Consider the following 14,871-nt stretch of genomic DNA (forward strand, 5'->3'; position numbering starts at 1 on the left):
TCAATAACCGCAATTAATCCTCTTGGAGTAGCGACTACTGTATTGTTTAATGTATGAAGATAGTAAGTACCCTTATCGTTCTTAGCTCTGATACCAAGTCTTCTTGCCTGAGCATCACCTAATGTAGAACATGAACCAACTTCAAAGAATTTCTGCTGTCTTGGAGACCATGCTTCAACATCACATGATTTAACTTTAAGATCAGCTAAATCGCCAGAGCAGCATTCTAACTGTCTTACTGGGACATTCATGTTAGTGAATACTTCAACTGTGTATTTCCACATCTTTTCATATTCTTCCATTGATTTTTCTGGTTCACATAAAACGATCATTTCTTCTTTTTCGAACTGATGAACTCGGTATAATCCTCTTTCTTCAATACCATGAGCTCCGCCTTCTTTACGGAAACATGGAGAATAAGATGTCATTCTAATTGGAAGATCTTCTGATTTAACAATCTGACCCTGGAAACGTCCGATCATTGAATGTTCAGATGTACCAATTAAGAATAAGTCTTCATTTTCAATCTTATACATCATGGCATCCATTTCTTCAAATGACATAACACCATTAACAACTGATGATCTGATCATAAATGGAGGAATAGCATAAGTGAATCCTCTATCGATCATATAATCTCTCGCATACGCTAACATTGCTTCGTGTAAACGAGCGACATCTCCTAATAAGTAATAAAAACCTTCACCTGAAGTTCTACCAGCAGATTCTTTATCCATTCCGTTAACTCTTGCGATAATATCCGCATGATGAGGAATTTCGAAATCAGGAACCTTAGCTTCACCAAATCTCTGTACTTCAACGTTTTCTGAATCATCTTTTCCTACTGGAACTGATGGATCAATGAAGTTAGGAATCTGATACATAACTTCAGTTAATTTTTCATTATATTCTTTTTCTTCTTCTTCAAGCTTAGGAAGCTGTTCATTGATGGATTTAACTTTAGCCTTAGCTTCTTCAGCTTCTTCTCTCTTGCCTTCTCTCATAAGCGCACCGATGCTCTTTGAGATCTTATTCTTTTCAGCACGAAGTTCACTACCTTTAGTGATTGCTTCTCTTAATTTTTTATCATATTCTACAGCTTCATCTACAAGAGGAAGTTTATGATCCTGGAACTTCTTCTTGATATTTTCTTTAACCGCTTCTGGATTTTCTCTTAACTTTGCAATATCAATCATGATAATACTCCTTTATGTAGTTTTCACTGCAAATTATACAACATATAAATTTAAAAGAAAAGTCCCATTCAAAGGACTTTTCTTTCAATAATTTAGGATTTTTATATCTTAATCTTTTTTACTTGATCACTAAGATAAATCTCTTTTGCTTTTTTAATATCAGATACGTGTTCTGCTTTTGTCGTACAGCATCCACCTACCCCTTTAGCGCCAGCTTTCATCCATAGTAATGCATAATCCTTAAATGATACATGATCTTTATTAGGAGACCATGTCTTTGTTTTTGGATCATAGATATCACCACTATTTGGATAAACCGCAACTGGTACATCCGCATATTTTGTTAAAGTTAAAATAAGATTCTCAATATGTGTTGGATATGTACAATTGACACCAATCATCTGTAGATGAGGATGATCTTTTAAGGCAATAGCACATTCCTTGATTTCTTGTCCTTCGTAGGTATGAATATCATCACGACATGAGAAGCTGATCCAGTAATCAACACCTAATTCTTCTGCTAAATCAGCTTCAATTAATGCTTCTCTTAAAGATGGATCAGTTTCAAAGAGAATCAGATCAGCACCTGCATCCCATAATAGTTCAATGCGTCGTTTATGGAAATGACGTAGTTCTTCATCAGAGATTTTATACTGTCCTTTATATTCACTGCCATCAGCTAAATAGGCGCCATATGGACCAACAGCCCCTAAACAAAGTGGCCAGATATCATCTTCTGATGCTTCTTCATCCCACCATTCTTGACGTGCCTGTTTAAACAGTTCAACTGATAATGTGATATAATCTTCAGCTTCTTTTTCTGTATATCCTGCTTCCATTAAACCTGGAATAGAAGCCTGATAACTACATGTAATACCGCACTGAGCGCCAGCTCTAAAATAGTATTTATGGACTTCCTTGATTTTTTCAGGATGTTCAATAAGTGCAGTTGCACTCCATAATTTATTAGAAAGATCCATTCCTAGAGCTTCCAAAGCGGTAGACATAGAGCCATCAATAACTAATATATTTGTTTTTTCTAATGTTTCTTTTAATGATGTACGCATAGTTTTTTCTCCTTATTTTCCTGGAAGATAACGATACCAGAAATCATTAAATAATCGCAGAATTTCATTATGTTTCATAACAATAAAGATCATTGTCATAATAACATATACAGCGGACAAAATATCTGTCATAGCCCAAAGTGATGTTGCTTCTACATTATAGAAAAGCACACATGGGATAAGATAGTAGATCATATAAATACGTGTTGCCACCTTGTTGGCAAACGTATCTCCAAATACATAATTGACAGATTTCTCGCAGCTATAATACATTCCAATGATAGTTGTCCATGCAAATACCGCAATCGCAATAGCCATGAAATAGCCGCCATAGCGTCCAAATGTCGTTTTGAAGGCAACTGTAGTCAACTGAGCAGAAGTCGTCTTAGGATAGTCAATATAGACGTTTGTGACGATGATAGATAAAGCTGTCACTGAACAGACAACAATAGTATCAAGAAAGACTTCTCCCCATCCCCATGAGGACTGTCTTACTGGATGATCAGTCTTAGCACTCGCATGAGCAATAATCCCATATCCTGTACCAGCATCATTAGAATAAAGCCCTCTTGCGATCCCAAAACGAACAGCTTCTTTAACACTCGCCCCAGCAAATCCACCGATACCAGCCATTGGTGTAAAGGCACTTTTTACAATTAATGTCAATGCTGGAATAATAGCATCATAATGTGTAACAAGAATACCAATTCCGCCGAGAATATAAAGCATTGCCATAAATGGAACAACACGTTCCATGATCGCTGAAATACGCTTTAATCCCCCAAATATCGTAATAAAACAGCTAACTCCTAATACAATAATAGTCAAACGTGTATCAATATGAAAAGCTTCAAATAAAGAACTCGTTACCGCTTCACTTTGAACTGAACAAGTCCAAGGACCAAGTACAAAACAGGCAACCCCCAATAATAAAGCACCTGTCTTCCATCCTAGCGCATTCTTCATTACAAAAGAGCGATCGCACATATATTCATCCATCGACTCATTATACTTCACACGATAGCGCTGACCTAAAATAATCTCACATGCCTTCGTAGACATCCCGAAAAGGCCAGACACCCACATCCAAAAAATAGCTCCCGGTCCGCCTGATACGATGGCTGTGGCTACGCCACCAATATTCCCGACACCGATGGTGTTGGCCATCGCTGTACAGGCAGCCGCAAACCCTGAAACACTTCCTGTTCCTTCTCCCTTCTTCAACATTTTTCCATAAGTGTTCTTGAAATGAAAACCAATACGTCTGAAGTTGTACATAAACTTAAATCTGATAGAAAGATATATTCCCATTCCAAGAAGAAGAACAGTCATCCATGTCCCCCACATGAAATCTGCAATACTTGTTAAAAATGCACCCATAAAATTTCTCCTTTACATAATACATTCACTATAAAGAAGAATATCCTAAATGTACATTACCATTTTTCTATAGTTGGGTATAGAGTAATGTAATATCAAAAAAGAAAGTGCTATTCAGCACTTTCTTCTTCCTCTTCATTCTTTTCTACAACTGAGATAGATGAAACAGTAGCACCGTCATCAACACGAATAAGTCTTACCCCCTGTGTTGCACGACCAGCAAATTTAACCTGTTCCATTGGCAATCTGATAATAATACCTTCACTTGTCATGATCATAAGATCTTCATCACCATTGACCGCTCTTAAAGCGACAAGCTGTCCATTCTTGTTGGTAATATTAACAGTCTTAACCCCTTTACCACCACGTTTAGCAAGACGATATTCATCAAGAGAAGACATCTTACCATAACCGTTAGCAGTAACAATCATGATCTTTTCACCTTCCGAATTAGTAGTCATGCCAATAACACTGCTGCCATCAACATTCATACCACGAACCCCGGAAGCACTTCTTCCCATTGCTCTTACATCCTGTTCATCAAAACGGATAGCTTTACCATTGGCAGCTGCCAATAGAATTTCTGAATGACCATCTGTTAATTTAACATCAACTAATTCATCATCATCTTTTAAGCTAATCGCAATCTTACCAGTCTGTCTAATTCTTTCAAATTCCGCAAGTGGTGTTCTCTTGACAATACCCTTCTTAGTTACAAAGAATAAGAAGTTTTTATCAGAGACTTCATCGCTCTTGATTGAAATCATAGACTTGATAGATTCACCCTTATCCATATTTAAAAGATTGATAATAGGCAATCCTTTAGCTGTTCTACCAAACTCAGGAATATTATATCCTTTTAGACGATAAACCTTACCAGCGTTTGTAAAGAACAACAAGTGGTCATGAGTGGACATATTAAGTAAGCTATCAACAACATCATCATTGTTTGTAGCCATACCCTTGATACCTTTTCCACCTCTATTTTGCGCCTTGTATGTATCTACTGGCATACGTTTAACATAACCGTTTGTAGTAAGTGAGATGATGATATCATCAACTGGGATTAAATCTTCATCTTCAATATCAAACGTACCCTGAATGATTTCAGTACGTCTTTCATCCGCATATTTTGCCTTGATTTCAAGAAGTTCATTATCGATAATTTCAATAATTCTTTCCTTGTTGGCAAGAATATCCTTTAAGTCCGCAATTGTTTCAAGTAAGCTATTCAATTCATTCTGAATCTTTTCTCTTTCCAAACCAGCCAATCTCTGTAGCTGCATTTCTCGAATAGCTTTAGCCTGTCTTTCAGACATATCAAATTCGTTCATTAATCTCTGCTGAATGATTTCAGTTGTACGAGAAGAACGAATTAATTCAATAATCGCATCAATCTGATCGATAGCTCTATTTAATCCATCGAGGATATGAGCACGATCTTCTGCTTTCTTTAATTCAAACTGTGTTCTTCTTCTAATGACATCTTCCTGATGTTCAAGATATGTCATAATTAAATCTTTTAATGTTAAAGTCTTAGGCTCATTATTGATAAGTGCAATTGTGTTAACACCAAAAGTAGTCTGTAAAGAAGTTAACTTATATAACTGATTTAAGATGACTTCAGGCTGTACATCTCTTCTTAATTCGATGACAACACGAATACCTTCTCTATCACTTTCATCTCTTAATTCAGTAATACCTTCAATATTCTTATTCTTTACATGTTCTGCAATCTTTTCAATTAATCTTGCCTTATTGACCATGTAAGGAATCTCAGTGACAATAATCGCCTTCTTGCCATTTCCGATATCTTCAATATCAGATTTAGCACGCATGGTAATTAATCCATTACCAGTCTCATAGGCTTTCTTGATAGCACTTCTTCCAAGAATATAGGCTCCAGTTGGGAAGTCAGGTCCTGGAAGATAATTATCCATGATTTCAGTAATTGTGATATCTGGATTTTTTGATATCGCTAGAATCGCATCAATAACTTCTCCTAAGTTATGAGGAGGAATATTGGTAGCCATACCAACGGCGATACCAGTTGTACCATTTACAAGTAAGTTTGGTATACGAGAAGGAAGAACAGAAGGTTCTTTTTCTTCTCCATCATAGTTAGGGACAAAATCTACAGTTTCCTTGTTAATATCTCTAACCATTTCCATACAAATTTTAGACATTCTTGATTCAGTATAACGCATAGCGGCTGCGCCATCGCCATCGATTGAACCAAAGTTACCATGTCCATCTACGAGCATATAACGATAAGAGAAGTCCTGTGCCATTCTTACTAATGCTTCATAGATTGAAGAGTCACCATGTGGGTGATATTTCCCCATGACGTCCCCAACAATTCTGGCAGACTTCTTATATGGCTTATCACTATAACAGCCTAATTCGTTCATCCCATGGATGATACGTCTTTGAACTGGCTTTAATCCATCTCTTGCATCTGGCAATGCACGTGATACGATAACGGACATTGCATATTCAAGAAAGGATTTTTTCATTTCACTAGTTAGATTTATATTCTTTATTCCACGATCTTCCATAAAGTATTCCTTTCTTAAATATCAAGATTTTCTACATATTTTGCATTTTCTTTAATGAACTCTCTTCTTGGTTCTACATTTTCACCCATTAATTTATCAAAGAGAAGATCTGCCTGCATAGCATCATCAAGATTAATCTGAAGCAATACACGGTTATCTGGATTCATTGTTGTATCCCATAACTGTTCAGCATTCATTTCACCAAGACCTTTGTAACGCTGAATAGAATATTTAGCAGTAGGTCCTAATTCTTCTCTAAGTTTATCTAGTTCATAATCACTATATAAATAATGATCTTCCTTGCCGTGTCTTAATAAATAAAGTGGTGGCTGTGCTGCATAGACATAACCTTCTTCAATAAGTGGTCTTAAGAAACGATATAAGAATGTCAACATCAATATTCTGATATGACCACCATCGACATCGGCATCGGTCATGATAACGATCTTGTGATATCTTAATTTATCAAGATCAAATTCATCACCAATTCCTGTACCAAATGCAGTAATCATCGATCTGATTTCCGCATTGCCTAGAATTCTTTCTAGTCTTGCCTTTTCCACATTCAAGATCTTACCTCTTAAAGGCAAGATAGCCTGTGTTCTTCTGTCTCTACCGGTTTTGGCACTTCCTCCGGCAGAGTCCCCTTCGACAATGAAGATTTCACATTCACTAGGATCCTTAGAAGAACAATCCGCAAGCTTACCTGGCAAGTTAGAAATATCAAGAGCAGTCTTTCTTCTTGTCATTTCTCTTGCACGCTTAGCAGCCATTCTCGCTCTAGAAGCTAATGAACATTTATCAAGAATAACTTTTGCGACATCAGGGTTTTCCAATAAGAACTTTTCTAATGCTTTAGAGAATACATTATTGGTAATTCTACGTACTTCCGCATTTCCTAATTTAGTCTTTGTCTGACCTTCATACTGAGGATCAGGATGCTTAACTGAAATAATAGCAGTTAATCCTTCACGACAGTCTTCACCAGAAAGATTATCATCTTTATCTTTCAAGAATCCTGTCTTTCTTGCAAAACTATTGATAACTCTTGTTAAGGCAGTTCTAAATCCTTCTTCATGAGTACCACCTTCATGCGTATTGATATTATTACAGAAAGAATAAATATTAGGCTGATATCCATCATTGTATTGAATAGCGATTTCTACTTGAACATCATCATCTTCAATAAACTTACCAGAACCTTCACAATCAATAATTTCATCATGAAGAGGTGTCTTAGATGCATTAAGGAAAGCAACATATTCTCTTAATCCACCTTCATAGTGGTATTCCTTAATAACAGGTTCCCCTTCTCCACGTTCATCTTCAAGAACAATTCTTAAACCTTTGTTCAAGAATGCAAGTTCTCTAATACGCTGATTTAATGTTTCAAAATCATAAGTCGTTGTTTCAGTGAAAATCTGAGCATCTGCTTTAAACATAACAGTTGTACCAGTATCATCACAATCTCCAACGATACTTAACTCATCTACTGGAGCTCCACCGTTTTCAAAACGCTGATAGTAAATATGACCATCACGATGAACATAAACTTCCAGCCATTCACTTAGGGCATTAACAACGGAAGCCCCTACACCGTGAAGACCACCTGATACTTTATATCCACCTTCACCAAATTTACCTCCGGCATGGAGAACAGTGAAGATTGTCTCAATTGTACTTAATCCTGTTTTTGCATTATGTCCGGTAGGCATACCTCGACCATTATCGACAACCTTGATGACACCATCAGGCATCATAATGACACGAATCTTTGTACAGTATCCGGCTAATGCTTCATCAATAGAGTTATCTACAATTTCCCATACAAGATGATGTAGACCCCTCGCTGATGTTGTCCCAATATACATACCTGGTCTTTTTCTGACAGCTTCAAGTCCCTCTAAGACCTGAATATCAGAATCGCCATAACTATGCTGGACTTTATTGTCTTCCATTAAGACTCCTCCTTTATAGATCCATTTACAATCTCTATTTTCTTAGCTTTCTCAATAAGAGAATGATGAAGTCCTTCAATTGATGTAGTTGTTACAAAAGTCTGTACTTTACCATCAATTAAATTAAGAAGCTTCGTCTTTCTCGTATCGTCAAGCTCACTTAAAACATCATCAAGCAGGAGAATTGGATATTCTCCTACTTGTTTCTTTACAATTTCCAATAAGGCCATCTTGATAGAAAGCACAATCGCACGCTGCTGACCTTGAGATGCAAACTGTGTTGCATCTTTCTTATTAAGAGTAATCTTCAGATCATCTCTTTGCAGACCATCCTGTGTCTTTCCATAGCGAATATCTCGATCATAATGATCCTTATATCGTGCTAAAATTGTATCCTTATCAATCTTTTTATATTGCGTTTCATATCCAATCATCAACAATTCATCATTGGCAATATATTGATATAAAGTAGAACTAAAAGAATGAAGAAGCTCTACGAAAGCAATTCTTCTTTGAATCAGATCTACCTGTAATTCAGCCATCTGTTCACTCAATACTTCCAAATAAAGATCTGCTTTCTTATGTTTAGACTTCAATGTCTTCAAGTAGACATTACGTTCCTTAAGCAGCTTATTGTATTTCGTGATGTTATACATATAGATCGGAGATATCTTTGATAGCTCACGATCTATAAGCTTTCTTCTTTTGCTTGGGTTCCCCTTTATCAAAAGCAAGTCTTCAGGCTGAAAAAGAATAACATTCAAATAGCCGATATACTCACTTAAACGTTTAATATCCTTATTGTTCAATATCGCCTTTTTCCCTTGGGAAGAAAGTACAATCTTAAGATGAAGAGGCATCGCATTAGAAACAGCTTCCCCTTCTACAATAGAGAACTCATCATCAAAGTAAATCATATTCTCAGAAGGACCTTTAAAGCTTCTTCCTGAAGAAAGAAGATAAATAGCTTCCAGGACATTCGTTTTACCTTGCGCATTATCCCCTATTAATATATTGATAAAAGGGTCAAACAGAAATGACTCTTTTTTATAATTACGAAAAGAAGTCAATTGAAGCGTCTTGATTAGCATGACACCTTATAGGATTCACCATTGTATGTAAATACATCACCATCACGAAGCTTCTTACCACGACGTGTTTCCACTTCACCATTGACACTTACTTCTCCCTCAGTGATGACTACTTTCGATTCAAAACCTGACGAAGTCGCACCAGCAAGCTTTAATGCCTGCCCTAAAGTGATATATTCTGTATGAATAACTAACTCTTTCATAGTTTCACTCCTTTTACCTTAATCTTTCATATTATATCATAAAAACAGTAAAAAATGAAGAAAATAAGAGTGAAAACGGCTATAGGATTTTTACTATAGAAAATCCAAAAAAACTCTTAAATCAAAAAATAGAGACAAATAAGAAGATAACCTCCTTATTTGTCTCCTCAATTATTAATAAGAACGTACTGGAAGAACGACTTGGATATTATCATCTCTTTCAACATCTTTGATGATGAAAGGTCTCATAGTTCCAGTAAACAAGATTTTAACAGTTTCACTACCAACTGACTTAATCGCATCAGATAAATATCTTGCACTAAATGAAATCTCTAATTCTTCTCCCTTATAGAAAGAAGCAGAAAGATCTTCTTCAACAGAACCAATTTCCTGAGAATATGAAGAAAGAACAACATGATTAGGACTCATATTCAATGTAACAATATTAGTAGAATCAACTGAGAATAATGAAGCACGATCAATGGCACTTAATAAGACAGAACTATTTACTGATAAAGAATAATCATAAGCATCAGAAATAAGACGTGATGTATCAGGATAAGTACCATCAATTAAACGAGATAGAATGTAGAAATCATCAATAACAAAGAGAATCTTACGATCACTTACAAAGATGTTGATTTCTTCATCTTTTTCAATAATACGAGAAATCTCAGTTAATGATTTCTTAGGAACAATAATATTAAATGACTGTTCATCTTCTAAATTAATGACATTCTGAGCTAAACGGTAGCTATCAGTCGCAATAGCAACCATCTTTCCATCTTTAGCATGGAAATTAACACCAGTAAGTACTGGTCTAGTTTCTTTTTCACTAGTCGCAAATGAAGTTTTTTCAATAACAGTTTTTAATAAGAAAGCACGTAACTGAAGAGGAATCCCTTCTGTATTCATATTAACACGAGGATAATCATTGATTGGTGTTCCATTTAAATCAAACTTAGAAGAAGAACCTTCAATTCTTGTTAATGTTCCATCAAGGATTGAAATATGAACATCATCAGAATCAATTTTCTTAATAATCTCTAAAATATATTTAGAAGAAAGAACAACGCCACCTGTTTCAATGATTTCAATATCATCAGTAATTTTAGTTTGAATAGTAATATCACTATCACTACCTGTAAGAATTAATCCATCATCTAATAATTCAAATTTAATACCTGTCAATACAGGAAGTGGACTTTTTAAAGATACAGCTCGTGATACTTTAGATAATGCATTTAACAAGACAGTTCTTTTAATTACAAATTTCATTTTTTTCTCCTTTATTTTATATATATTATTATATTAATTATAATAATATTGTGCACAAATGTGCATAACTTAAAATCTATCGAATTATTCACAATAAAAAGTGGATTTCAATTGTGAATGAGTTGTGCACAATTGTGACTAACTTAATTTCTTTTTAATCTCCTGGACAGCCTTTTTATACATGGCATCCTTCTTCATATTCTTTTCTACCTTATCACATGCCTTCATGACAGTAGAATGATCTCTTCCACCAAATTCTTTACCAATCTGAATAAATGACATATCTGAAATTAAGTTTCTAACAAGATACATGGCAATATGTCTTGCCACAATAATATTGGATGTACGTGATTTAGAATTAATCTGAGAAACACTTAAATTATAATATGTCGCTACACATTTTTTAATTTCATCGACTGTCAGATCATTTTGTACAGTTTTCGTTTCTTCAGTCTTATAGCTATCAGCGAAAGCTTCTAATGCAAATTCAAGATCAATGGATTCTTTAGATTGACCAAATACAAGCTTATAGAAAAGCAGTCTTTTTAAAGATCCCTCTAGTTCCCTTACATCCCTATTAAAATGAGATGAAATAAAGTCGAGTACTTCTTCACTAATAGGATAATCCACCTTTTCGATCTCTAGCTTCTTTTGAAGGATTGCTTTAGAAGTTTCAAATTCAGGAGTATCAATTGAGACTGTTAATCCGTTTGTAAAACGAGAAACAAGTCTATTTTCCATCCCTTTTAGATCTTTAGGTGGCTTATCGCTGGTAATGACAATCTGTTTATTGTCATTTTGTAGACTATTGAAGATGTTAAAGAACATCTCACTAGAAGATTCTTTTGATGCGATAAACTGGATATCATCAATTAATAAGGTATCAATATTACGATAACGTAAATTAAATTCCTTGATGGTACCATTTCCTAATGATGAAATATAATCATTAACAAATTGCTCACTTGAAGCATATAAAACCATTTTTTTAGGATCTTTCTTTTTAATATAGTTACCAATCGCATTAAGAAGATGGGTTTTTCCTAGACCAGAATTACTATAAATAAAAAGAGGACTGTAAGCTGTACCTGGTTTCATGGCAACAGCTAATGATGCATTCTGGGCGATTCTGTTGGAATTGCCGACGACGAAATTATCAAAGGTAAAATCAGGATTGAGATTATCAGAGAACTCAGGGATTTCTTCTTCTTCCTGAAGTTCTTTTTTATTATATTCTTTTTCAAATTGCGAATCAGAAAGGAGCTTAAGCTCATAGTGTGTATTGTGTTCGCTATTATAGATCTCAGCCATTAAAGGAAGGTATTCTTCGACGATACCAACATTAAATTCAAAAGGAGTTGTCAGTATGATGGAATTTCCTTCATATGTGCGAGCCTGGAGATCATGAATAAAAGAATCAAATACGACAGAATCGTCAATCTGAGGTTTAATCTTAGGTAGGCATTGTGACCAATTTTCCTGAAGATTCATTAATTCACCTTCTTTCCGTCAACATTATAATGTATTTTGTGAATAAAATGAAGATGAAAAAAAGTTATCCACAATATATTCACACACTTATTCACCATTTTTGGCGTATTCTTATGTGAATAAAGAAAGTTACGCACATATTTGTGTTGTAATGTGAATTGTGGATAACTAAGATATGCACACCCACAAATTTGTGAATAACTGTGAGTAACTTTTTAGCGCACATACTTATTCACAGGTTATGCACATATAATTATTCCCAAGAAAAAAGCAAAAAATAACTTTATTCACATCTGTGAACAATTCAAATTCATATATGAATAACTTGTGCACAAGTGGTGATTTATGACCAAAAAAGCCCTACTTACCGAATCTTTTTAGGATTTTTGTTGACTTGAAAAGTGATTTCAAATATAATGTGGTAGCATATGTTAGCTTAGTATAAAGTAATTTAAAAAAATCGGAGGTAAGTGAATATGAAAAGAACATATCAGCCAAATAAAAGAAAAAGAGCAAAGACTCATGGATTTAGAGCAAGAATGGCTACAGTTGGCGGAAGAAAAGTAATTGCTAGACGTAGAAAAAAAGGAAGAAAAGTTTTATCTGCTTAAAAAGTCACCACTTTGTGGCTTTTTTTTCTAAAAAAATATGGAAAAATCAAGAAGAGTCAAGAAAAGTCAGGATTTTGAAAAGATCATAAAAAAAAGAAAAAGTGTCGCTAATAAGGCATTTGTTCTTTATTATGATCCATCTTCTTCTCCGCTAAGAGTTGGTATTTCTGTGTCTAAGAAATTAGGAAAAGCTCATGTCAGAAATAAAATCAAGAGACAGGTCAGAATGATGGTACATGATGGCTTTGATTTTGATCAGAATTGTGACTATATTATTATAGTAAGGAATAAGTATCTTGATGGTTCTTATGAAGACAATAAGAAACTTCTTATATCCTTATATAAAAAAACATTAAAAAGGATGGAAAAGTAAATGGTATTAGACGTACGCACTAAGAAGTATTTAAAGATTTTTGCCTTATTTGCTTTTGTATTGGTTTTAACAGGATGTGCAAATAACCTTGATGCGAAAGGACACTTATTACCAGCACGTGCTATCACTGAAGCAACAAAGTGGTCTCCAAGTGCAGGATTATTTGACTTTATTCTTGTTATTCCTATCGCAAAGGGAATCATCTTATTAAACAATCTTACTGGTAATGTCCTTTGGGGCGTTGTTGGTATGACTGTATTAATTAACTTGATTATCTTACCGATTATGATCAAATCAACTGTCTCAATGCAGAAGATGCAGCTTATTCAGCCAGAAATGCAGAAGATTCAGGATCGTTATAAAGGTAAGAACGATCAGCAGTCACAGATGAGAATGTCTGCTGAAATTCAGGCACTATACAAAAAGAACAATGTCTCAATGTTTGGTGGTTTCGCTACATTCTTATCATTGCCAATCATGATTGCAATGTGGCAGTCAGTACAGAGAGTTAAGATCTTATATTCAGCAAAAGCATTTGGATTGAGCCTAGGTGTAACACCTATGTCTCAGATCACTAAAGGTTTATGGGGATACGCAGTTATTATTGCGATCATGGCCTTAACACAGTTTGCGGCTATTGAAATTAACAATTTCATGCTTAAACGTAATCCAAACTACAAAGAAAGCTCTCAGCAGGGTTCTATGAAGATGATGAACTACATGATGGTTATCATGATCGTTTATTTCGGTTTGGTTATGCCAACAGCTATGTCATTCTATTGGATCACTACAAACGTGATTACAGTTATTAGAACAATCTTTATTCAGATTAAGTTCATTGAGAATGCTAAAGAAGAAAAAGAAAAAAAAGACGCTAATGTCATCAGATAGGTGATTAACATGAAAACATTTGAAGCAAAAACATTAGAAGATGCAAAACGTGTTGCATGTGAAGAATTAGGGATAACATCTGAAGAATTAAAATATAACATCATCGATGAAAAAAGAGGTTTATTCTCTAAGAAAGTTGTCATTGAATGTTATTGTGAAAAGATGGTAGAAGATTATATCAAAGACTATGTCACTACAATCTTGAATGATATGGGATTTGAAGTAGAAATCGTGACATTTAAACAAGATGATCGCATCTACTGCAATATTGATACCGACAATAACTCAATCTTAATCGGTAAAGCAGGTGTGATTTTAAGAACATTAAACTTTATTACTAAAAACGCAGTTGCAACTACATTTAAAGAAAGAATTGAAGTGAGTCTTGATATCAACGGCTATAAAGAAAACCGTTATAAGAAAGTATTAGCTATGGCCAAGAGATTTGGTAAGCAGGTACAAAGAACACATATCGATGTTGCACTTGATCCTCTTCCAGCTGATGAAAGAAAAATCATGCATCAGGCTATTGCAGAAATGGAACATTTAAGTACGGAGTCTCAGGGCGAAGGAAGAAATCGTTTCATTACAATTCATTATGTAGACTAAAAACCAGTGAATTTCACTGGTTTTCTTTTTTTAATGATGTGTTTATAAAGTTCCCGACAGAAAACCCACGTGCCTTTAGGCCGTGGGATGAATGGCGGTTAAAATATATGGTATAATATACATACAGGAAATCCTATTTCCGAGTCTTTAGAAAGGAGAAAGCTG

Annotated in this window: 13 protein-coding genes; 4 read left to right on the forward strand and 9 right to left on the reverse strand. The window is 34.8% G+C overall.

The genetic code is table 11. The features are described 5' to 3' along the window. The 9 genes from serS to dnaA form a co-directional block, all read right to left on the reverse strand. Positions 1–1,196, reverse strand: a 1,196-nt coding sequence (serS, locus tag T513_RS0107910) for a serine--tRNA ligase (RefSeq protein ID WP_031589697.1), incomplete at its 3' end; no start/stop codon positions are given. Positions 1,197–1,297: 101 nt separating this feature from the next. Next, positions 1,298–2,263 (reverse strand): homocysteine S-methyltransferase, encoded by a 966-nt coding sequence (gene mmuM / locus T513_RS0107915; protein WP_029070832.1) that lies wholly within the window; start codon positions 2,261–2,263, stop codon positions 1,298–1,300. 12 nt (positions 2,264–2,275) lie between these two features. Then, positions 2,276–3,643: an alanine/glycine:cation symporter family protein gene (locus tag T513_RS0107920; RefSeq protein ID WP_031589698.1), complete on the reverse strand. Its 1,368-nt coding sequence runs from the start codon at positions 3,641–3,643 to the stop codon at positions 2,276–2,278. 110 nt (positions 3,644–3,753) lie between these two features. Further along, positions 3,754–6,201: a DNA gyrase subunit A gene (gyrA, locus tag T513_RS0107925; protein ID WP_031589699.1), complete on the reverse strand. Its 2,448-nt coding sequence runs from the start codon at positions 6,199–6,201 to the stop codon at positions 3,754–3,756. 14 nt (positions 6,202–6,215) lie between these two features. After that, positions 6,216–8,159, reverse strand: coding sequence for a DNA topoisomerase (ATP-hydrolyzing) subunit B (gene gyrB / locus T513_RS0107930; protein WP_029072847.1), 1,944 nt, complete (start codon positions 8,157–8,159; stop codon positions 6,216–6,218). After that, positions 8,159–9,250 carry a DNA replication/repair protein RecF gene (recF, locus tag T513_RS0107935; RefSeq protein WP_031589700.1) on the reverse strand — a complete coding sequence of 364 codons (1,092 nt, stop codon included), beginning with the start codon at positions 9,248–9,250 and terminating at the stop codon, positions 8,159–8,161. The genes gyrB and recF overlap by 1 nt, the downstream gene beginning before the upstream one ends. Then, the gene (locus tag T513_RS0107940) at positions 9,244–9,453 is read right to left on the reverse strand and encodes an RNA-binding S4 domain-containing protein (protein WP_029070836.1); all 210 of its coding nucleotides are present in this window, start codon (positions 9,451–9,453) and stop codon (positions 9,244–9,246) included. The genes recF and T513_RS0107940 overlap by 7 nt, the downstream gene beginning before the upstream one ends. Before the next feature lie 174 nt (positions 9,454–9,627). Then, complete coding sequence (dnaN, locus tag T513_RS0107945) at positions 9,628–10,731, reverse strand: DNA polymerase III subunit beta (RefSeq protein WP_029070837.1); 1,104 nt, start codon at positions 10,729–10,731, stop codon at positions 9,628–9,630. Between the two features lie 138 nt (positions 10,732–10,869). After that, positions 10,870–12,222, reverse strand: a complete 1,353-nt coding sequence (gene dnaA, locus T513_RS0107950) for a chromosomal replication initiator protein DnaA (RefSeq protein ID WP_029070838.1) — start codon at positions 12,220–12,222, stop codon at positions 10,870–10,872. Between the two features lie 476 nt (positions 12,223–12,698). Between dnaA and rpmH the strand changes: the two genes are divergently transcribed. Genes rpmH through T513_RS0107970 form a run of 4 tightly spaced genes read left to right on the forward strand, consistent with a single transcriptional unit; the run spans position 12,699 to position 14,706 of the window. Beyond that, positions 12,699–12,833, forward strand: a complete 135-nt coding sequence (rpmH, locus tag T513_RS0107955) for a 50S ribosomal protein L34 (protein ID WP_006504672.1) — start codon at positions 12,699–12,701, stop codon at positions 12,831–12,833. A 37-nt stretch (positions 12,834–12,870) separates the two neighbouring features. Continuing rightward, positions 12,871–13,206, forward strand: a complete 336-nt coding sequence (gene rnpA / locus T513_RS0107960; protein WP_029070839.1) for a ribonuclease P protein component — start codon at positions 12,871–12,873, stop codon at positions 13,204–13,206. After that, complete coding sequence (locus T513_RS0107965; protein WP_029072850.1) at positions 13,207–14,097, forward strand: YidC/Oxa1 family membrane protein insertase; 891 nt, start codon at positions 13,207–13,209, stop codon at positions 14,095–14,097. Between the two features lie 9 nt (positions 14,098–14,106). Further along, positions 14,107–14,706 (forward strand): Jag family protein, encoded by a 600-nt coding sequence (locus T513_RS0107970; RefSeq protein ID WP_029070841.1) that lies wholly within the window; start codon positions 14,107–14,109, stop codon positions 14,704–14,706. Positions 14,707–14,871: the final 165 nt, after the last annotated feature.

Source organism: Kandleria vitulina DSM 20405 (assembly GCF_000702065.1).
GTDB lineage: Bacteria > Bacillota_I > Bacilli_A > Erysipelotrichales > Coprobacillaceae > Kandleria > Kandleria vitulina.